Below are 21,574 nucleotides of genomic sequence, written 5' to 3'. Positions count from 1 at the left end.
GGCTTCCAGTTCATCCCGATTCCAATCCATCACCGTAGTATGGATCTGAAAAGGAAGTCCCACTTCCCGACAATTGCGCATCCCTTGCACAGCCTCTTCCCAAGCTCGAGGATACTTGCGGAATTGATTATGCTTTTCGATATTGAGGGAATCTAGGGAGATGCCCATTCCCATCGCCCAGGCTTCCTTGAGTCGACGGGCCATATCCACGGTAATTAAAGTGCCATTGGTGCCAAAAACCGGACGCAAACCTAAAGATCTGGCATAAGCTACCAGTTCCACAATATCCGGACGCAAAAGGGGTTCCCCACCGCTAAAGATCATAATTTTAAACCCTGCCTTAGCAATCTGCTCCAGAAGGGTCTTGGCCTCTGAAGTGCTTAACTCCTCTTCGGCTTTACAGCCTGCATCACGATAACAGTGATCACAATACATATTGCAGGCATTGGTTGTATTCCAAGAGACAATCATTATACATCCTCCTTCAGCCAACTAGCTACATCCAAGGCATGATAAGTGATAATGAGATCGGCACCGGCTCGCTTCATACCGACCAGGCTCTCCATAACGATGCGCTTCTCATCAATCCAGCCTTTCTCAGCAGCAGCTTTAACCATCGCATATTCACCACTGACATTATAGGCCGCTATCGGTAGACCAAAACGTTCCTTAGTCCGATAAGTAATGTCCCCGTAGGCCAAGGCCGGTTTAACAATAATCACATCAGCCCCTTCTTCCACATCGAGGGCTGTCTCAATCATGGCTTCGTTGGCATTGGGCGGGTCCATTTGATAGGTACGGCGATCGCCAAATTGGGGGGCAGAACCGGCCGCTTCCCGAAAAGGCCCATAATAGCCGGAGGCAAATTTTGCCGAATAAGCCATAATGGGAATCTGAGCATAGCCGGCTTCATCAAGGGCTTCCCGAATAGCAGCCACCCGGCCATCCATCATGTCTGAGGGCGCCACCATATCCGCCCCTGCTTCGGCGTGGGAGACAGCCGTCCGGGCCAGTAATTTAAGAGTGGGATCATTAAGCACCTGACCGTCTTGAATTAGTCCACAGTGACCATGATCCGTATATTCGCACAGACAGACATCGGTGATCACATAAAGATCCGGATAATGCTTCTTCGTTAAACGTACTGCTTCCTGAACTATACCCTGGCAATCATAAGCACCGGTTCCCACCTCATCCTTGGTCTCAGGGATACCAAAAAGCAATACCGCCGGAATCTCCGCTTCTGCTACCTCTTTTAAGGCCGGTAAATACTCATCTAAGGAGTAATTATAGACTCCGGGCATTGAAGGAACGGGAATCTTTTTCTTTTCACCGAACATCACAAACATCGGGTAGATCAAGTCCTCAAGGCGAACATGATGCTCCCGGACCATCTTGCGGATAGTTTCATTGCTTCTCAAGCGGCGGGGACGTCTAATTTGCTGCATTTTTATCCTCCTTTATAGCACCACCCGATGGTAAAAAATCTATTGGGTCAAGATACTTCACTTTGTTCAGTATGACTTGAGTGGATGTCATCCTGAGCATTTGCGAAGGATCTTTTTCAGGTTTAGTTGCCGCATTGGCTGACTACTCTAGTATCCCAATTTCCTCATCGGTCAAATAACAGGCAGGATCGGATTCCCAGAAATCTCCGGTCACGGCTTCTGCCCGAGTACGAAAATTACCATTACAATTAGTTAAGTATTGACATTGAGCACAACGGCCTTTAAGCAGACGCTTGCGATCCTTTAACCCCGCTAAAATCGGATGGGAAAGATCGGTCCAGATGTCCCCGAATCTGCGTTCCCGCACATTGCCGAAAGTAATATGTTGAGTAAACTGATCAGGATGGACGTATCCCAGAGGATCCACTTCTGCAAAGGCGATGCCGGAACGGTTTCCTCCGTTCATACTGATCAATTCCTTTATTTTACCGGCCTTCTCGGGATCTTCCTTTAAGGTACGCAGATAAATATATACCCCATCACAGTGGTTATCAACGGTCAGGATCTCTTTCTGGAGACCCCGCTCTTCAAAATCGATGGTACGGCGGATAATAGTCTCCATTGCCTGTCTCGACTGGGCAGGACTAACATCCTCTTTGATCATTTGATTACCCCGGCCCGAATAAACCAAATGATAGAAACAGACTCGATCGATATTTTCCTCTTCAATAAAGTCAAAGATCTTATCTAATTCGGCAAAGTTATGACTATTAATGGTGAAGCGAAGCCCTACGCGCTGTCCTACGGCAACACAGTTTTGAATACCCGCCATTGCGGCTTCGAAAGCACCAACTTTACCCCGGAATTTATCATTAACCTCTCGCAAACCATCTAAGGAGATTCCCACATAGCCCACACCGATTTCTTTGATCCGTCTTGCCACATCCCGAGTAATTAGGGTGCCATTAGTGGAAAGGGTAGGACGAATACCCTTAGCAGCGGCATATTCCGCCAGTTCGAAGAAATCCGGGCGTATCAAAGGCTCGCCGCCGGAAAAAAGCAGGACCGGTACCTTAAAGTCCGCTAAATCATCGATAAAGCGTTTCGCTTCTTCTGTGGTCAGCTCCCCTTGATACTTTTGAGCATCTGATTCCATGTAGCAATGGACACACTTAAGGTTACAGGTTCGAGTGGAGTTCCAGACCACTACGGGGCCGGTTCCCAAAGTGGTCCCATGCATTGAACCTTTGGAACCCTTGGTATAACGCAGAGAATCGCCAAAGTATTCGGTATTGAATAATAATTTTGTTACGCTAATCATTGCTTGTCCCCCCTGCCAGAGCTTCCATAAGTCCACTTATCGTGTATTGTTCAGCCTCCCGATAAATGGTCAAGCCATTTTCCTTAGCAGTTGCGCTGGTGATGGGCCCAATCGAATAAAGTTTTACTCCCTCTAAAAGAGATTTATCTCCATCGATAAGCGCTAAGAAATTCCTAACCGTCGATGAACTGGTAAAGGTCACTGCCGATACAGCCTTTTCCTTCAATAATTCCTGTAATTCTTGCTTATTGGCATTGCCGAGAATCGTCTTATAGGCCGGAATATCCCAAACATCAGCCCCAAGAGCTTTTAAGGACTCAGGAAGAATATCCCTTGCCTCCTCCGCTCTTGCCAGCAAAACACTCTGCCCCGGTAATACCCGGCTGGCTAATCCTTCAATAATCTTTTCGGCCCGGTATTCTTCCGGGACAAAGGAAACCTTTAGGCAACGCTTTTCCAAGGCTGCCTTAGTAGCAGGCCCAATAGCAACTACATCCATTCCGGCCAGGTCCCGGATATCCTTGCCTTGCTCCACTAACACCTTGAAGAATTCCTCTACGCCATTCACACTGGTAAAGATAATCCATTCAAACCGTTTCAGGTTCTTGATGGCCTGAGCCAACTTGTCAGGATCAGTTGGCGGGACAATTTCAATAGCGGGAAATTCCCAAGGTTCTCCCCCCAGTTCCTCGATGGCTTGGGAAAGAGCACTGGCTTGATGTCTGGCCCGGGTTACAATCACCCGCTGGCCGAATAAAGGTTTCTTTTCGAACCACTGCAACTTTTCCCTTAAGCTAACAACCTCACCAACAATAATGATGGAGGGATTAGTAAATCCCTCTTCCTTGACCTTTTGGGCAATGTTATGGAGTTCCCCTACCAAAACTTTTTGCTCAGGGCGTGTTCCCCACTGGATAATTCCCACAGGTGTAGAAGGAGAACGACCATTTTCTATCAGTTTGGCGGCAATTAAGGATAAGTTCTCCATGCCCATTAGGAAAATCAGGGTACCATGAGCCGTGGCCAAATGCTCCCAAGCCAATGCCGAGCTGTTTTTCGTAGGATCTTCGTGACCGGTAATAACCGCAAAGGAAGAAGTTAAGTCCCGATGGGTAACAGGAATACCGGCATAAGCCGGTACAGAAATTGCGGAAGTAACCCCAGGGACAATTTCAAAGGGAATCTCGGCCTTGAGCAGATCTTCAGCCTCTTCTCCCCCGCGCCCAAAAACAAAGGGGTCTCCCCCCTTTAAACGTGTCACGATTTTCCCTTCGGAGCCTTTCTGAACCAATAAGGCATTGATCTCTTCTTGACGTAAAGTATGTCGATCCGGTGATTTCCCCACATATATGAGTTCACAATCAGGACGTGCTAAGGATAAGAGCCGGCGGGAAGCAAGCCGATCGTAGATAAGTACATCGGCTTTGGCGATGCACTCTGCGCCTTTTACGGTAATTAATTTGGGGTCTCCCGGTCCTGCACCGACTAAATACACATATCCCTTGCTCAAACATAAACACTCCCTACACATTAATATCTTAGGAACCAAACTTCTTTCTTATCTCATGGAGGATATCCTCAGCGCCTTGAGCAATCAGCACCTCTGCCGCTTTCTTGCCAAGCTCCTCCGGATTTTCTCCCGACTTCGTGACCTTTAATATACGCTGACCGTCCAGAGATGCCACCATCCCATTAAGATGGATATGTTGGTCCACGATGGCGTATGCACCAATGGGAATCTGACATCCTCCCTCCAGCCGGTAGAGAAAAGCCCGCTCTGCTCTAACCGCTAGTTCTGTTTCCCGATGGTTCAGGACACGCAAAAGATCTCGTACATCCTCCCTTGCGGTCGCAATCTCCACAGCTATAGAGCCTTGCCCCACAGCGGAAAGCATAATCTCCTGAGGAATATATTCAGTGATACGGTCCTCCCATCCCAGCCTTTTTACACCGGCTGCTGCCAGGACAATTCCCGCCATATTTGATTCTTGAAGCTTTCGCCAACGAGTTTGTAGATTCCCTCTTAAATCAGCAAAAACCAAGTCTGAACGGTAACTTTGCAATTGGGCTTTGCGCCTTAGACTACTCGTACCAATGATTGATCCTACCGGCAAAGCAGCTAGTGGCGTGCCGTCTTTGCTTAAAAAAACATCCCTGGGTTCTTCTCTTTCGCAAAATACAGCGATTGCCAACCCCTCCGGTAATACTGTAGGAAGGTCCTTTAAACTATGCACCGCACAATCGATTTGCCCGCCGAGAAGGCCAACTTCTAATTCCTTAGTAAAAAGCCCCTTATCACCAATTTTGGCAAGGGGAACATCAAGAATCTTATCCCCTTTTGTTTTCATGGGCACAAGGGTAAACTCAACTTCCGGATAATAGGCTTCCAAGTTCTTTTTTACCCACTCCGCTTGCCAAAGTGCTAATTGACTGTCTCGTGTTCCAATTCTAATCTTTTGCATTTTTCTCCCTCTTAACCTTGGTTGGAATGGTGACTTGCCGCATGGTGAACACTCCACCCCGTATGAGGCGATTCCTGGTTCACTTCTAAGTCAAACAAATTTTGGGTAATTTCCGTATACAAATGACCGCGACTGGTATTGGCTGCCTCTTTAAGATTGGCTATGGGGGTATGAAGAAGGTGGGTAACAATAGAATTGGCCATTGTCCGAATTATTTTTTCTTGTTTGGGATCTATTGGGCCAAGTTTATTGAGGGCACTCCTTAACATAGTTTCCCTGACCTCTTCCCCACGCTTTTGCAAGGCAACAATGGTGGGGACTACGAACAAGGTGTTATGCCACTTGAGAAAACGCCCCATTTCTTCCTCAATAATTTTTTCCGACTGTTGGGCAGCCTTTTCTCTCGCTTTTTGATGGGCATCGACAACTCCTCTTAAATCATCAATGTCAAAAAGCGTTACCCCGGCCAACTCCCCAATCTCAGGATGAATATCCCGGGGAACGGCAATATCTATCAGCAGAATAGGACGACCGCCGCGGCTCTTCATTACTCGCTCCATACGCTCCGGATGAAGAACAAAGTGAGTGGCCGCGGTAGCAGAAACCACAATATCAACCTTGGCCAAAGTGGAATCAAGATTTTCATAAGCAACCGCGCTGCCGTTGAATTCTTCGGCCAGGACTTTAGCCCGTTGAAAAGAGCGGTTAGATACTATTACGGTAGTTGCTCCATTGGCTACCAGATGCTTGGCTGTTAAAGCACTCATCTCTCCGGCCCCTAAGATTAGAATACTCTTATCTTTGACCTCGCCAAAGGTCTGTTTAGCAAGTTCTACCGCCGTGTAAGAAACAGAGGTTGGGTGCTGATCGATTTGAGTTTCCGCTCGAACTCTTTTTCCAACTGCTAAAGCATTTTGAAAGATAGCATGAATTACCTTATTGGTTACATTGAGTTGGATGGATTTTTCGTAAGCATCGGCTACTTGACCAAGGATTTGGGTTTCTCCCATAACCATTGAATCGAGGCCCGCCACTACCCTAAAGATGTGACGGACTGAATCATAGAGAGTATGAACATAAAGATATTGATTAATATCTTCTTCCCGTAGATTACTATATTGGGCTAAAAAATTTTTAATCGCCGCGACACCCAGCTCAACTTCCGGTGTAGCGGCATAGATCTCTAAACGGTTACAAGTGCTCAGCAAGACTACACCATTTAAAGCTGCCAGTGAACTCAATTCCATAATTGCCTTATTGATTTGAGAAGGATGAATGCTAAGCTTTTCTCTGATCTCAACGGTCGCCGTTTTATGGTTCAACCCAACAGTGATCGGAAACACTTTTCCACAACTCCCTTCGCATCATCAAGCTGACCGTTATTTATGAGTTGAAGCACCTTTCCATCAGTTACTTGGTTCCAAAATGTTTCCTTCTGCTCGGCCGAGAGTTTGGCTTTAACATCTTTCCGCCAGCTTTTCAAGAGGAATACGTATTCTTGATAAGCTTCCCCATATTGCTGTTCCAGTTCCGCCCTAATCTGACGGGCAACGATGGGACTGCTCCCCCCGGTAGAAACGGCGATACTTAAATCCCCCCGTTCCATTATCGAAGGAACAATAAAAGTACACTTTTCCGGGTCATCAACGACATTGATTAGTCGATAAGACTGGCGGGCATTTTGAGCAACCAGGCGATTAACTTCTTCATCCTCAGTACAGGAAAATACCAGGATCGCATCCCCCAAATCATGGGGAACGTATTTTTTTTCTTCCCAGAAGCATTGTACAAAATCCACAAGTTCCTTTAATTCCGGTAGAAGCTTAGGGGAAACGATGCGTACGATTGCACCATGTTCCAACAATGTCTTAACTTTGCGCAGGGCTACTGTCCCTCCGCCAACTACTAAAACAGGCTTATTCTGTAAATCAACATATATGGGATAATAACGCGACACTTGCTTATCTCCCCCTTGTCGTATAACTCATATACTTGTATAAGCAAACTTCTAATCCTATCAGACAATGAAACACCGGAGGTCTAAACAAGTAATTTCTTATCGAAACGATTAAGTGTTTTTATGAACAAGCTCCCGATCAAGCATATGAATGAAGTCCGGGGAGCAAATAGTTGACACCAAAGAAGGTAAACAGCACTGCTACAAAGCCCAAAATAGCCATCCAAGCAGCTCTTTTCCCCTTCCATCCATACATTAAGCGAGCATGGAGATAAGCTGCATAGATAATCCAAGTAATCAGAGACCAAGTCTCTTTAGGGTCCCAGGCCCAGTAGGTTCCCCAGGCATAGTCAGCCCAGATGGCACCGGTAACAATACATAGGGTTAACATTGGAAAGGCAAAGCCAATCATTTTGTAAGCTAAATCATCCAGAGTATTTTCATCGGGAATGCGACTTATCCAAGTTTCCTTGGCATTCCTCTCTCCGGAAGAATTGCCAATCTTAATTAAATACATGATTCCCAAGCCAAAGGCTATCGCAAAAGCACCATAGGACAGCATAGCCGTAAAAACATGAAAAGTTAACCATTGACTCTTTAAGGCTGGAGGAATAGCACCTGCTACCCGTTCTGTTGGTCCCATTTTCATGATAATAAATATAATTAATACGAAGGTCACAGGCATTACAAAACTACCTAAGGCCCTTAGTTTATAGCGAAACTCCGCAAATAAGTAGATAAATACGATTCCCCAACAAAAAGTAAGAATAAATTCGTAACCATTAGTTAAAGGGGGTCTTTGCGAAACTATCCAACGCAAAATAATTGCTGCAGTATTAGCCACTAAGCCTATGATGGCGGCAGTAGTTGCTAAATAACCGATGGCATCTTTCTTAAACGCCATCCACAGCCAATAAAGAGCAGTACCGGCCACATAGGCACCGACCATGACATAAAACATGATTACTTCCCAGTTTTGTAAGGTTCCACCCATATAATCCACTCCTTTTTTCAGATATGATTAGGCCTTTAAATCGTTCAATATCCGATCAAATTCCTCTTTAGCACCTATGTTGAACTTACCTGTATGTAATCCTACAGTTAAAGTAGGCACTCCTTGAGCTTTATTTGGTTCTAAAATACCCGAAATACGAGTCGGCCGCCAGTAGAAGGATAAAATCAAGCCCACCATTAAAAGTCCTGAACCTATCCAAACAACCCAGACACCGGGATCCGCTTTAACCTGCAACCCGGTATAGGCGGTAGGTCTTTCAAAGGTAAGGTTAAAAACATCTTGGACATTATCTTTTTGACCTGGGGTAAGTTGCCCCATCTTAACCTGACTCTTTTCATCAAAAACCTGATAAAGAATAACCGACTCCTTAGGATCATTCTTCATAGCGGCAAGGAAGAGGAACAGATTGGTTCCCGGTATATTAAAATAGCCCCCATTTTGGAGAGTTACCGGTTTTTTTTGCCCCCCCATCTCAACAGTAAATAAGGCGCCGGGAGCATAACTGGCTTGATAAAAGGTTACTCCTTTATAGGTTACAGGATGGTTTACGGAAATGCTTTTACGCAATACTTCCTGACCGGATTCAACAATGCTCAGATCAGTATACCAATTGTCCCGTTCCCCACTGGGCAAGATCCTGTCTTCCACCGAGTTGATTTTAACCATAAAGTTATGTTTTACCTGACCCTTGCTGATCTCGATTTCCTTGAGAGGAGTGACACTGCCTTCACCGGCCATCATAAAACCTTTAAAGCCGAAGAGCGAGCCAACTAAAGCCCCGATGATCAAAATTACAAAAGAAATATGTGTAATGAAGGATCCCCAATTGCCCAAGCGCCGTTTTTGAGCAGTAAAGCCCCATTTACCCTCTTGTTCAAATTGGGTAATACGGAAGCCCTTTTTGCCGAGTACATCTTTAGTCTTTTTCCGTAAATCTTCAACATCCGGACTGCTAACCTCTGTCTTAATCCTTTGCGGTATTTGGGAGCCTTCCCGGGGAGGTTCGGGATTAAAGGTTAATTTATAGATTACCCCAAAGCGTTGCGCACTACACACAATAAGATTAATGCAAAGCAAGCCTAATAGAAATTGAAACAGGGGCGATGTATAAATGTTGGTGAATCCCAGCTTTCTCCAGATCTCACTAACTTGCATGGCACCTTCCGGGTTTAGGGATTGCTGTGGTACAAGGGTTCCAATCCCTGATACCAGGGCAACGATTCCCAATAGAACCAACCCTGTCTTCATAGAACTAAAAATGTCCCATACCTTCTCTACAAATCCGTCAGACCTATTGCTCATAACAACCTCCAGTATAATTTTGATAACTCGAGCCTAAAGGCTTATATTATGTATTATTTTACACTATATACACTCGTAAACCTAGTGGGAGGGGTTGTTTCACAAAAAAATCATAGTTCCTTGAGTTATTGTTAAGAAGTCCTTAAGAAAATGATAATAAACACAAATATTATATCGTCTACCAAAGCTGCCTGAAAGTCTAATAATGAAAATAAGGCAGGCAAAGCTCGTATAGTTTGCCTGATAAGCTGTGAGCTTTGCCTGCCTTATTCATTTAAAATATTTCGTAATTTAATCTCTAATCCTAATTGGTGCTTCCTTAGTTTAAGATTCCGTTCCAAATCGGCATTGCCGCAAAAATAACCACATAGCGCAATATAAAGCCACCCAGAACCACTAAGGCATCACTGAAAAGAAGTACTTTCACTAAGCCTTGCTCTTGTTTTAACGCAATAGAGCTACCGCTGCCGGTTGCTGCCTGAAGAGCATGACTTGAATGAACGGAACCGCCAAGTTTTCTAATTCCATAGGCGGAGATTAAAAGGGGCACTACAAGTCCGAGTACTACCAGGAAGAGCCAGAACCAAAGAGCGAGTTCACCGGAGATTGCTTTACCTGCGGAAGCAGCGGCTACAGCGCCCTTATTACCGGCATTGGCCATGCTGAAGATGAAGGCGATGAGAACGATTTCAATGCTGACAAGATAGAAGTGGAGCTTGGTAGTCTTGTATTCATCAGTATGAAGACCTTTGTCAATAATATTGCTCACTAAAAGAGTGATGGAAAGACCTGTGGATATAGCAGAAACAACAAATAATACCGGCATTACATAAGTATTCCAGAAAGGAATCGCTTCAACTACAGCCACAAGAAGTCCTGTATAAGCACAAGTTGCTAAAGCTAAAACCGCACCGGCATGTTCCAAAACACCGGGAATTTCTTTTTTCTTAAGGACAAGGAAAGCTACTACAAGTCCTACGCAAATGAACAGGGCGAGAATATATACACCCCAAGTCATTACCGAAGAAGTAACGTTTCTCAGCAAACCGATTAACAACCAGGGTTTTCTTAAACCTTGACCAAGGTCAAATACCAACAGTGCCGTACCAAAGGCAACGATAGGTGCTGCCATAAAATACCCGGCACGTTTCAAAGCCGGTGAATTACCTAGCCAACCCCTCTGAGCGGCATAAGAAGTCAGGTATGCTCCTGCGCCTAAGCCCCCTAAAAAGAGATATATAACGATTAACCATCCCCAATGAAGTTGCATGTCTTTTCCTCCTCCTTATTACCTTAAGCTTTTGGAATAATTACGAGTGAAGGATTGGTGATATCGGCAGGAGGAAGACCATTGACCTCCGGAGCCACAGCACCAGTTGTTTTTCTTAACTCGGTAAGATCACCGTATTGCAGAGCTTTCACAGGGCATGCCGATACACAGGCAGGTTTACCGCCTTCATCTTGGATTTGATAGCAGAAGCTGCATTTCGTAACTGCTCCCGTGCCGGATTTTACAAACTGAGGAGCATGATATGGACAAGCATAAAGGCAATATGCACATCCTACACATTTCTTAGTATCATGAATTACGATACCGTCTTTTTCACGTTTGGTATAGGCTTTAACAGGGCACACCTTCATACAAGCCGGATCTTCGCAATGGTTACAACTCATCGATAAGAATACAGAACCTTTATCTGTCTTTTTAGAATACACTTTCCGCCATTCAGCACCCGGTTCCCAATTGTTAGTTTTTTTACATGCGGAAGCGCAGGCTTTACAACCAATGCATTTACTTTGGTCATACAAAAAGCCTAATTGTTTGGATTCACCCGACTCCGTTCCTGCGGCCTTAACACTCGCTACTTTAAAGCTTCCTACCGGAATGCCCACTGCAACAGCGGCAGCGGTTAAGGCTCCGACTTTTAAAGCTGTACGACGTGTTAGTTTAACATCGAGCTTTGACATATGGAACAACCCCTTTCTCTAATTCCCTCTAGTCCTTACCCATTTTTTCACACAAAAGCTTGCAAAAATACTTATTAGTGCAATAATTGTTTCACTAAGCTTCCGTCTGTATAATACCATAGAAATTATTTATTGCAAAGTAGCTAGTTACGGTAATTTCTACATTATGATAAAGATTTCACTAAAAATCAACCCGCCCATCCATATTCTTAAATTTTCTTGCATATTTTACCCCTTTATCAAAGATAAAAACCGGATTACCGATAAAAGGCTATCCGGTGACTCAATAAATTAAAATTTTCGGTCCTTGACAAAATAGGCTAAGTCTACAAGAGCTTTGCGCGTGGGCACATTGGGAAGTTCTTGAAGATAGGAATTAGCCTTCCTTATATATAAATCTACATAATGCATAGAGTCTTCGATAGCACCGGATTCCTTGATGATTCGAATTGCCTCATGAACCTCTGCGTCTGTTTTAGCAGGCTTAATTAATAATTCCCGGAATTGATCCCTACGCTCAGACTGGTTAAGGGCAAGGATTAATGGCAAGGTCATGATACCTTGACGAATATCTCCCCCAACCGGCTTTCCCAATTCCGAAGCCTCTGCCGTAACATCAAGAATGTCATCCACGATCTGAAAGGCCATCCCCAAGGAATGTCCATAGGCCCCTAAAGCCCAGACTTCCCTGCGGGGAGCTGAGGAAACCAATGCCCCTAATTTGCAGCTAGCGGAAATCAGTAATGCCGTTTTTCGCTTGATTCGGTAATAGTATTGCTTTAGATTCTGATTGACATCATTGGAGGCCTTAATCTGCTGTATTTCGCCCTGGCTCATCTCGACACTGACTTCGGCGAGAATCCGCGAAACATCCGGATGATTAATCTGGGCAAGTAATTCCAAAGCCTTGGCCAAAAGATAATCTCCTGTCGCTATAGAAACAATATTCCCCCATTTTGCTTTTACTGTAGGCAGCCCACGCCGGGTTGTTGAGGCATCGACAACATCATCATGGACCAGAGTAGCCATATGGATCAGCTCCAAGGCCATAGCCACCGGCAACAGCTTATTGATAGGATAGCCATAGAATTTTCCCGCCAAAAGGGTAAAAGCCGGGCGTAAACGTTTCCCTCCAGCCTCCAATAGTTGAACAGCGGACAGATCTAAAACAGGGAAATCCGTCTTAATATAAGCATAAAGTTCTTTCTCAACCCTTTGTAAATCAGAGTTGATTTGGTTAAAAAGCCAAAGTTGTTTCAATCTTGGTTCACCTGCTTATAACCTTTATCGTAGGAAACCATCTCTTCGGGGAGTTCAGCCAAGGGGTCCTCATCATAGGTAAGAAGCTCTTCCTCAGTATGATTAGGCGTTTCATCATTATCCGCCGCGGTATTCGCGGTCTCAGGATTAGCCGCCGCCTCCGTTGAAGCAGCCTTTGTTGCTTCCCCTTGACTGCTTTTGTTCGGAGTAGGAGCTTTCAAGGTCTCATCCAGAGTCTTTTTGACAATATTGGAGGGAGTATTCACTGCCTCTTGAAATTCCTTTGTCATATCTCCGGCAATTTTTTTCACTTCAAAGACAATTCTACCGATAGCCCGCGCTACATCCGGGAGATCTTCGGGACCAAATAAGATCAAAGCAATAACCATTAATACGACGAGTTCATTAAAACTCAATTTTTACCCCCCTAACCTTGCAGTGCCTTCTCTCGATTACGTGCCACGAGATAACCAAGCCAAATGCTTACTTCATACAACAAATAAGTAGGCAACACCATCAGCCCTTGAGTCATTGGGTCAGGAGTAGGTGAAATAAGCATAGTCACTACAACGATGCCGAAAAAAGCATATTTCCGCTTGCGGGCTAAACTATCGGGAGAGAGCAGACCCATGCGGATCAGGATCAGCAGAATGACGGGAAGTTGAAAGACCAAACCAAAAGTAAGAAGAAAACGAAGGATAAAAGATAAATAAGATGATTTCGTAAGTAAGGTAGTAGAAGTTAAGACACTCTGCCCAGTAAAAAGAAGAAATTTGAGACCTACCGGAATAACGAAGAAAAAGGCAAAACCAATACCTACCACAAGCAGAACCAAGGAGCTGGGGACAATCATATAGAGATATTTTCTTTCATTTTGCTTCAACGCCGGGAGGATAAAGCTCCAGATCTGCCAAAGAATAATCGGTGCGGCCACGACGATACCCACAGCCAGGGAAACCTTAAGCTTAACCATAATGAGTTCCATTGGGGTTAAGGTAACAAATTCTATTTCCAGTTGTTGAACCGGATTAGCCAGATATCCGAAAACCTGATCACTATATAGCCAACCGACTACAGTGCCTAAAACAATACCGTAAGCCGCAAATATGAAAACCTTGCGTAATGCGCGAATATGCTCCATGAGTGGCATATTTTCGTCCTCACGTTTTCGCCTGCGCATCCCCACACATCCTTCCCGAAAATCCTTCTATATTCATTAGTCCATCTAGATTGGGACCCAGCTTTTACATTGTGAAGTATTTGTATACCACATTTAATTTTAGCACGGAATACTCCCGGTGACAAAAAAAATTCAAAAATCCCTTATCTATAGTTAAGTTCCAGCGTATCAAACTTAAGATTAGCTTCCATGTAATCGATTAATTCACTCAACAAAAATCCCTTACCCAGGGAAAGCTCAGCCTGCACGATTCGAGCCTGATTTAAAGCACTATCAATGATACTCCTCTGTAATTGCTCTTGGTAAGCTGCCCAGGCAATACCGAGGCTTCGGCCTAGAACCTCACATTGGTCCTGAATTTTTTCCGGGCATCCGGCCAATTCTGCACCAAGCCGAGCTGCAAGACCGGTTAGAGAAGCTCTCTCCATTTCGAGAATCTTTATGTATTCGCCTTCGCCGACCTCTATATTATCTTTGACTAACCAACGGGATATTGCCCCTTGATTCATACTCTTAATAACCTTGGCAAAAGGAGCCAGAAAATGAAGCATCTTCGCTTTACATAAGCCTAAAAAGAATTTTCCATAGAGAAAATCCCCCACCAACACCGGAAACTGCCGCTTACTTTCTTCCAGATCATGATCATCTTTCATTAAGCGATGGACCTGATCCGCCATAAAAACATACTGGAAAATCGTTGCTAAACTTATAGCCGAATGTGTTACTCCCCCAAAGGTTTTGCTTATCGAAAGGACAATTAGGGGACAGGCGTTATTATCCAGCTCATTAAAATCTAATTCGATAAGTTCATCAAATTCAGCGGCCTTGAGCTTGATTTCACGTCTAAGTGTTTCCTTTATTTCTTCAAGTTCCTCCTTGAATTGTTCAGTGAAGTGCAACAAGGCAATCTCTCCTTAATATTAGAGGCTAATCTAAGTTATATTCTAGGCTTCTTTGTAAAATCCTGCTCATATATATGCCTTATTATTTTTTACAAGATCAATCAAATCATCCCATATTTACCTAGAAAATATTGACATTAAAAAAACCAAAACAATAGACCTTGCAACTCTTCCGTGTTACAAGGTCTACCTTGCCAGCCTTATCTCAGTCTGGAATAAAATAAATATCCCTCCTAAAGATTAACCGCTTCTTTTGGATCTTCCACTACTCCGCGCTTCATTTCTGTCGCGGTCATATGACCGGCTTTAAATTGCTCAGTCAGATAATTACAGGCGTCCCAGGGATTGACACGATCCCCGCATGTAAAGACGTCTACAGCAGCATAACCAAGTTCAGGCCAAGTATGAATGGCTAGGTGGGATTCGGAAATTACCACTACCCCACTAACACCTTGCGGACTAAACTTATGAAATACCACTTCGCGCACTTCCGCACCTGCTTCCAGGGCTGCGTTGACCATGATTGCTTCGACTTCTTCGCGGTTATTAAGAATGTCGAAACTACAACCATAGATTTCAGCCAACACATGACGTCCCAGAGAATTGTTCATCTTGTCATCGTTGCCCCCTTTTCAATTGTAAAATGGTAGGAATCCGAGCCGAACCAATCGTTCGGTGACCCAAATTCCTATCGAAAACAATTGTAGCACAATGTCGCCGCTTGTCAATAAAAAAGTATACATTATCACAGAAAACCCTTTTTAATCTACAAGACCCTAAAATAAATAAGTTTTTTTACCTATTGCTCTGCTTTCCTCCTAAAATCACTCTATTCTATGAGCAAAAAATATAAATTGTTCCTTTAACTTCAAACTCTAAATCTATCATTATTAGTGTAAACTATCTTTCCGTTAATAATTGTCAAGAGTACCTTGGCATTAATATCAAGTGGGTCACGGTTAAACGCAACCAGATCGGCATCTAAGCCTTCGGCAATTCGCCCAATTCGATCCTGGCAGTTAAGGATTTCCGCCGGATTAATAGTTATGCATTTTATGGCGTCCTTTTTGGGGAGACCCTCTGCTGCGGCAAGGATAGCTATGGTTCTTAGTTGGTCAATAGAATTATAGGGGTGATCCGTAATCAAGCCTACTTTTAACCCCGACTCCACTAACCTAAGGGCAGAGGCATAATTACGATTCTTTAACTCCATCTTGATACGCGGCGTCAACATTGGACCAAAGGCTACGGCTACTTTCCTTTCCGTCAAGTAATCCGCGATCAAATCGGCTTCTGTGCCATGTTCAATGACCAGCTTCTCAATCTTAAATTCCTCGGCAAGCCGCATAGCCGTTATGATATCATCCGCGCGATGAGCATGAGCCCGCAGAGGGACCTTTCCAGTCAGGACCGGAATCATCGCCTCCAGCTTTGCTTCACGATACTTTACTTTACCTTGTTGCTTTAACTCCAAATAATCTTGAGCCTTCATAAATAACTCACGAATGAGGGACGCCGTCCCCATACGGGTAACCGGCGTCTTTTTATCCTTACCATAGGTGGTAATCGGGTTCTCTCCCAGTGCTATTTTAAGCCCCGCCGGGTCCTTTATTACCATCTGGTCTATAATTCGTCCGGCAGTTTTTACCACAATGCTATGGCCCCCTACGGGGTTATCACTCCCCGGTCCGGACATAACGGTGGTGATCCCACTGCGCAAGGCGTCCTTAAAAGCTATATCCATAGGATTGACTGCATCAATAGCCCTCAAATTCGGAGTAATAGGGTCGGAAATCTCATTGTTGTCCACGCCGATTTTTCCGGTAGCCTCTTCAATAATCCCTAAATGGGAGTGGCAGTCGATTAATCCCGGCAGGACATAGGCCTCTTTAATGTCGATATTTGGAATCGCTTTTTCCACTTCAATTAGCGGAGCAATCTTTTTGATTTTATCTTTTTCAACTAATATATCAACTTTTACGTAATCTCCCAGTTCATGAAGCCAGGCTAAGCCGTTTTTAATTAGAAGATTCATTCCTTCACCTCGTGCTAATTGTTGTTTTCTTAGTATTACCAAAAAAACATTACTAAGTCTGAAGGATGAGTCCTTTCTACACCGTCAACCACTTGACCATTGCAGGAACCCGGGCAAAGCCTTTTTGAATGATAGAAAATTACAAAATTACAATGCATAATTTTCCACCTAATGGTTAACCAATAGAATAATAAAGGGTGAGGAGGTCTTGATATTGGGCAACGAAACCTATTATCTGTGGGCTCGCCGCAAAGGTATCTCCCGGCGGGATTTTTTGAAATTCTGTACAATGACTGCCGCCATGCTGGGTCTGGATTCCTCAGCTGTTCCCAAGATCGTCCACGCTTTAGAAACGAAGCCCCGCGTACCGGTGATCTATCTTAGCCTGCAGGAGTGCACTTGTTGTGCGGAATCCTTCCTGCGTAGTGCCCACCCACTTGTTTCCGATCTTATCTTCAATATGATCTCTCTGGACTACATGGAGCCCTTGCAGGCCGCAGCGGGAACACAGGCCGAATCGGCCCGTCTAAAAACCATGAAGGACTATTATGGCAAATATGTGTTGGTAGTGGAAGGGAGCGGCACCTTAGGGGATGGTGGAGTTTACTGTACGATCGGTGGAATGACCGCCAACGACTTGCTCAAGGAGTGTGCAGATGGAGCAGCCGCAGTTATTGCCTATGGTTCCTGTGCCTGCAATGCATGTGTTCAGGGCGCCTATCCCAATCCCACCGAAGCTGTTCCCATCCGGCGGATTGTGAAGAACAAGCCGGTCATCGATGTACCCGGCTGTCCACCGATTGCCGAAGTGATTACCGGAACCATTGTCCATTACATTACCTTTGGGGAAATTCCCGAGCTGAATGCTCTGGGTCGCCCGAAAGCTTTCTATTCGAAACGAGTCCATGATGGCTGCACCCGCCGAGCTTTCTTTGATGCCGGGCAGTTCGTAGAAAAGTTTGATGATGAAGGGGCCAAAAAAGGCTGGTGCCTCTATAAGATGGGCTGCAAAGGTCCCGTGGCTTATAACGCTTGTGCGGTAATTGAATGGAATGATGGAGTAAGCTTCCCGGTCAAATCCGGACATCCCTGCATGGCTTGTTCTGAAAACAACTGGTACGACACAAGCACACCTTTTTATACCCACTTGGCCGATATCCCTAACAATGCCATCGGCAGGAATCCCGATGAATTGGGTAAGGCTATGCTTGGCGTTGTCGGTATTGGGATAGCGGTTCATGCGGCAGCTACCATTGCTTCTAAAAGCAGTGAGAAACGAAAAAAGGATAACCAAGATGAATAATGAGGCATGTCATGCTGAGCCGTGCGAAGCATCTTGACCTGAAAATAAAAGAAAATAGCGAAAGGTTTGGAAGCTATGGCCACAAGAATTGTAGTTGATCCCATAACCCGGGTGGAAGGGCATTTAAGAATTGAAGCTGTAGTCGAGGGCACAAAAATCACCGATGCCTTAAGCTCAGGAACGGTTTTTCGGGGAATCGAAAAAATCGTAGAAAACAGAGATCCACGGGATGTTTGGTCTTTTGTACAAAGAATTTGCGGTGTCTGTACACATATCCATGCGATCGCCTCCATCCGTGCTGTGGAAGACGCCCTTGACTATCGAATCCCGAAAAATGCCAATTATATTCGTAACATTATGACCCTTACCCAAATGGTCCATGACCATGTGGTACATTTTTATCACTTGCACGGCTTCGACTGGATCGATGTAGTCAGTGCTCTTAAAGCCGACCCAAAAGCAACCAGTGAACTAGCCATGTCCATCTCCGACTGGCCGAAATCCTCGGAAGGCTACTTTCGGGATATCCAAAACAAGGTCAAAGGGCTCGTTGAAAGCGGCCAATTGGGGATTTTTGCCAATGCTTATTGGGGGCACCCTGCTTATCGTTTGCCCCCCGAAGCCAATTTACTGGGTGTGGCCCATTATATTGAAGCTCTTAACTGGCAGACGCAAATAGTCAAAATCCATACGGTTTTCGGCGGGAAAAACCCCCATCCTAATTATTTAGTAGGAGGACACGCCTCCACGATTAACCTAAATGATGTCCATGTTGTAAATATGGAACGTCTAAATTTAGTCAAGGCAAAAATTGATGAAGCCCAGATATTTGTGGATAAGGTACTCATTCCGGATATCTTTGCCATCGCCGGCTTCTATAAAAGCGAGCTTTGGGGCGGCGGCATAGGTAACTTCCTCTGCTATGGCGGAGTTCCGCTAACCGATATCCGCGAGCCTGAGAATTTCCTCTTCCCTAGGGGGGCTGTCCTTAATCGGGATCTTAGTAAAGTCCATGATGTGGATCTCAAAGATCCGGAGCATATTAAGGAGTTTGTCGGTCACTCCTGGTACCGGTACGACGATCCTAAAGCAGGCTTGCACCCTTGGCAAGGCATGACTAATCCTGCTTACGACGGGCCAAGACCACCCTACCATAATCTCGATGAAAATAAGAAGTACAGCTGGATTAAAACCCCTCACTGGAAAGGCAATCCTATGGAAGTGGGGCCCCTGGCCCGCTTTGTGGTAGGCTACGCCGGAGGCAACAGGGAAATAAAGGGCTTGGTGGATGACGCCTTAAAGCGTTTGGATCTGCCCACCGAGGCCTTATTCTCTACCCTGGGCAGAACCTTAGCCAGGGCTCTGGAAGCCAAATACTCCGTGGATCATTTAGCCGGATTCTATGCCGACCTGATTGCTAACATTAAAGCCGGAGACAGTCAAACCTTTAATCCCGAGAAATGGGAGCCCGGCCGCTGGCCTTCCTCGGCTCAAGGGGTTGGGTTTGCCGAGGCACCTAGAGGCGCTCTCGCTCATTGGGTTAAAATCCGCGACGGAAAAGTCGAAAGCTATCAGGCAGTCGTCCCGACCACTTGGAACGCTGCCCCCCGGGATGATAAAGGTGTCAAAGGCCCCTATGAAGCCTCCCTCTTGGACACTCCCGTAGCCGTTCAGGATCAACCCCTGGAGTTATTGCGAACAATTCACTCCTTTGACCCCTGCTTAGCTTGCGCTACCCATCTTATTTCCCCCACCGGTGAGGAACTGGCTAAGGTAAAAATTTTGTAGTGGCGAGAAAGGATGTGTTTGCCGATGAATGAAACATACAAAAACCGCTCCAACGGCAGAAGTCCTGCGGGCCTACGCCGGCCCACCTATGTATGGCAACTGCCGGTTAGGCTTTTTCACTGGATAAACGCCACCGCCATTGTGATTTTATTTATCACCGGAATGTACATTGGCAAACCGATCTTGGTGGCTCCTGGTGAGGCAGTGGAAAACTTTTTTATGGGGAATATGCGTTACTGGCATGGCATTACTGCTTATATATTCACCGCCAATCTCCTTTTCCGCTTGTACTGGTTTATAGTTGGTAATGAGTTCTCGAAAATGCGTTTTTGGCGCAAGGAATTTTGGCAGGACGCTGTTGCCACCTTAAAATACTACTTGTTCTTAACCCGCGAACACACCACCCATGTAGGGCATAATTCTATAGCTCAACTCATGTATCTTATCTTCATCTGGTTAGCGAGCTTAGGTATGATCCTTACCGGCTTTGCTATGAGGGCTACAGCCACCCCTGCCGGAGTGCTCGGTTTCTTTTCCTGGGTGATCCCGGCTATGGGCAGTGAAAGCCAGGTCCGGATGTTCCATCATCTCCTCGCCTGGGGCTATGCAGTATTTCTGCTCGGACACCTCTATATGGTCTTTCGTCAGGATATTTTAGACGATGACGGCACAGTCTCATCCATGATCAATGGGTATAAGTATGAGCTCAAGGATAATATTAAGCCCGATGATCTTAGGAGCAAGTAAAAAGTAAAGAGCCACGGGGACTGTACCCCGTGGCTTTAGATACCTTAGGATTAGCCTATCCGCAAAAACGATTAGAGGTTTTCCACATGAAACACCTGACTGCTATATTGATGAAACACCTTACTGCTATATTGATAAAATACTTGATGTTTACATTAATCCTCTATCTTACTATGGTTTTATTTTTCGGCTTAAGCCTTACTTCCGTTCTTCTACTTAGTCCGGTTCTGGCTATTGGGTCCTATTTAATCGGAGACATCCTAGTCCTCAAGGCTGCCGGGAATTTTTTTACTGCAATTATTGATTTTTTCTTAGTCTTTATAATAATTTGGGGATATGGAAGATATTTTACGGAGCCGGTTTACACCTGGTCTCTTGCAACAGTTTATAGCTCCTTCCTAATTGCCGGTGGGGAGTCTTTCCTTCATAAATATTTGATAAATCCCAAACTGAAAAAAAGGAAGTGAAATGATAGAACCGATCGTTATAAATAAGGAGCCCGCAGGCTCCTTAAATATTTTCAACTCCTGAAGCAATACCTCTTCTAGGCTGCTCCTTAGAATGCGAAGATTACGCCCAGCGCAATAAGAATAAGGATTGCTATCGCAATAATTCCTGCGCCAACGAAGTTGCCGCCGTAGCCGCCGCAGCAACCAACACCACCGCCGAATCCGCCATATCCGTACATCGTCTAAACCCCCGCTTTCATTTTTTCTGTCCCGCTTGGCATCCTTATATTAGAAAACGATTCCCATTGCAATTAATAGAAGAATGATAACCACGACGATTGCAATTCCTGCACCCAAACCGGCTCCGCCTACACCTGCGCCGGCTCCACCGAAAAATGCCATGTTTTGTTCCCCCTTTCTAGTAACTAATATACTAT

General features: G+C 45.1%; 22 protein-coding genes. 4 read left to right on the top strand and 18 right to left on the bottom strand.

Going from position 1 to position 21,574, the window contains the following annotated elements; all coding sequences use genetic code 11:
- The 17 genes from AC1U9U_RS09175 to AC1U9U_RS09095 form a co-directional block, all read right to left on the bottom strand.
- A partial coding sequence (locus tag AC1U9U_RS09175; protein WP_479960260.1) for a radical SAM protein occupies positions 1-471 on the bottom strand: 471 nt, incomplete at its 3' end.
- Positions 471-1,448: a porphobilinogen synthase gene (hemB, locus tag AC1U9U_RS09170; protein WP_479960259.1), complete on the bottom strand. Its 978-nt coding sequence runs from the start codon at positions 1,446-1,448 to the stop codon at positions 471-473. The genes hemB and AC1U9U_RS09175, both read right to left, overlap by 1 nt.
- Before the next feature lie 142 nt (positions 1,449-1,590).
- Positions 1,591-2,769, bottom strand: a complete 1,179-nt coding sequence (nirJ1, locus tag AC1U9U_RS09165) for a putative heme d1 biosynthesis radical SAM protein NirJ1 (protein WP_479960258.1) — start codon at positions 2,767-2,769, stop codon at positions 1,591-1,593.
- Positions 2,762-4,279 carry a uroporphyrinogen-III C-methyltransferase gene (cobA, locus tag AC1U9U_RS09160; protein ID WP_479960257.1) on the bottom strand — a complete coding sequence of 506 codons (1,518 nt, stop codon included), beginning with the start codon at positions 4,277-4,279 and terminating at the stop codon, positions 2,762-2,764. Before cobA ends, nirJ1 begins: the two co-directional genes overlap by 8 nt.
- A gap of 28 nt (positions 4,280-4,307) precedes the next feature.
- The gene (hemC, locus tag AC1U9U_RS09155) at positions 4,308-5,231 is read right to left on the bottom strand and encodes a hydroxymethylbilane synthase (RefSeq protein WP_479960256.1); all 924 of its coding nucleotides are present in this window, start codon (positions 5,229-5,231) and stop codon (positions 4,308-4,310) included.
- 11 nt (positions 5,232-5,242) lie between these two features.
- Complete coding sequence (gene hemA / locus AC1U9U_RS09150; protein WP_479960255.1) at positions 5,243-6,574, bottom strand: glutamyl-tRNA reductase; 1,332 nt, start codon at positions 6,572-6,574, stop codon at positions 5,243-5,245.
- Positions 6,550-7,188 carry a precorrin-2 dehydrogenase/sirohydrochlorin ferrochelatase family protein gene (locus AC1U9U_RS09145; RefSeq protein WP_479960254.1) on the bottom strand — a complete coding sequence of 213 codons (639 nt, stop codon included), beginning with the start codon at positions 7,186-7,188 and terminating at the stop codon, positions 6,550-6,552. Before AC1U9U_RS09145 ends, hemA begins: the two co-directional genes overlap by 25 nt.
- Before the next feature lie 139 nt (positions 7,189-7,327).
- On the bottom strand, positions 7,328-8,182 hold the full coding sequence (gene ccsB / locus AC1U9U_RS09140) for a c-type cytochrome biogenesis protein CcsB (protein WP_479960253.1): 855 nt from the start codon (positions 8,180-8,182) through the stop codon (positions 7,328-7,330).
- Positions 8,183-8,209: 27 nt separating this feature from the next.
- Positions 8,210-9,505: a cytochrome c biogenesis protein ResB gene (gene resB / locus AC1U9U_RS09135; protein WP_479960252.1), complete on the bottom strand. Its 1,296-nt coding sequence runs from the start codon at positions 9,503-9,505 to the stop codon at positions 8,210-8,212.
- A 319-nt stretch (positions 9,506-9,824) separates the two neighbouring features.
- Complete coding sequence (gene nrfD, locus AC1U9U_RS09130) at positions 9,825-10,775, bottom strand: NrfD/PsrC family molybdoenzyme membrane anchor subunit (protein ID WP_479960251.1); 951 nt, start codon at positions 10,773-10,775, stop codon at positions 9,825-9,827.
- 23 nt (positions 10,776-10,798) lie between these two features.
- The gene (locus tag AC1U9U_RS09125) at positions 10,799-11,473 is read right to left on the bottom strand and encodes a 4Fe-4S dicluster domain-containing protein (protein ID WP_479960250.1); all 675 of its coding nucleotides are present in this window, start codon (positions 11,471-11,473) and stop codon (positions 10,799-10,801) included.
- A 291-nt stretch (positions 11,474-11,764) separates the two neighbouring features.
- Positions 11,765-12,733, bottom strand: coding sequence for a polyprenyl synthetase family protein (locus tag AC1U9U_RS09120; RefSeq protein WP_479960249.1), 969 nt, complete (start codon positions 12,731-12,733; stop codon positions 11,765-11,767).
- On the bottom strand, positions 12,730-13,149 hold the full coding sequence (locus AC1U9U_RS09115; protein ID WP_479960248.1) for a Sec-independent protein translocase subunit TatA/TatB: 420 nt from the start codon (positions 13,147-13,149) through the stop codon (positions 12,730-12,732). The genes AC1U9U_RS09120 and AC1U9U_RS09115 overlap by 4 nt, the downstream gene beginning before the upstream one ends.
- An 11-nt stretch (positions 13,150-13,160) precedes the next feature.
- A complete protein-coding gene (tatC, locus tag AC1U9U_RS09110) occupies positions 13,161-13,913 on the bottom strand; it encodes a twin-arginine translocase subunit TatC (RefSeq protein ID WP_479960247.1) in 753 nt (250 codons plus the stop codon).
- Between the two features lie 143 nt (positions 13,914-14,056).
- A complete protein-coding gene (locus AC1U9U_RS09105) occupies positions 14,057-14,815 on the bottom strand; it encodes a polyprenyl synthetase family protein (RefSeq protein ID WP_479960246.1) in 759 nt (252 codons plus the stop codon).
- Positions 14,816-15,048: 233 nt separating this feature from the next.
- Positions 15,049-15,426: an adenosylmethionine decarboxylase gene (speD, locus tag AC1U9U_RS09100; protein WP_479960245.1), complete on the bottom strand. Its 378-nt coding sequence runs from the start codon at positions 15,424-15,426 to the stop codon at positions 15,049-15,051.
- Between the two features lie 257 nt (positions 15,427-15,683).
- Positions 15,684-16,850, bottom strand: a complete 1,167-nt coding sequence (locus tag AC1U9U_RS09095) for an amidohydrolase (RefSeq protein ID WP_479960244.1) — start codon at positions 16,848-16,850, stop codon at positions 15,684-15,686.
- 214 nt (positions 16,851-17,064) lie between these two features.
- Here AC1U9U_RS09095 and AC1U9U_RS09090 point away from each other — a divergent pair, with 214 nt between their 5' ends.
- From AC1U9U_RS09090 to AC1U9U_RS09075, 4 genes are all read left to right on the top strand, one after another.
- A complete protein-coding gene (locus AC1U9U_RS09090; RefSeq protein WP_479960243.1) occupies positions 17,065-18,153 on the top strand; it encodes a hydrogenase small subunit in 1,089 nt (362 codons plus the stop codon).
- A gap of 75 nt (positions 18,154-18,228) precedes the next feature.
- Positions 18,229-19,941, top strand: coding sequence for a nickel-dependent hydrogenase large subunit (locus AC1U9U_RS09085; RefSeq protein WP_479960242.1), 1,713 nt, complete (start codon positions 18,229-18,231; stop codon positions 19,939-19,941).
- 24 nt (positions 19,942-19,965) lie between these two features.
- The gene (cybH, locus tag AC1U9U_RS09080; protein WP_479960241.1) at positions 19,966-20,688 is read left to right on the top strand and encodes a Ni/Fe-hydrogenase, b-type cytochrome subunit; all 723 of its coding nucleotides are present in this window, start codon (positions 19,966-19,968) and stop codon (positions 20,686-20,688) included.
- 29 nt (positions 20,689-20,717) lie between these two features.
- Positions 20,718-21,155, top strand: a complete 438-nt coding sequence (locus tag AC1U9U_RS09075) for a DUF2512 family protein (protein ID WP_479960240.1) — start codon at positions 20,718-20,720, stop codon at positions 21,153-21,155.
- An 89-nt stretch (positions 21,156-21,244) separates the two neighbouring features.
- Here AC1U9U_RS09075 and AC1U9U_RS09070 read toward each other — a convergent pair whose 3' ends face one another.
- Positions 21,245-21,376, bottom strand: coding sequence for a hypothetical protein (locus AC1U9U_RS09070; protein ID WP_479960239.1), 132 nt, complete (start codon positions 21,374-21,376; stop codon positions 21,245-21,247).
- Positions 21,377-21,574: the final 198 nt, after the last annotated feature.

The organism is Desulfitobacterium sp. (assembly GCF_982384815.1).
This window is presented reverse-complemented; position numbering and strand designations above follow the sequence as displayed.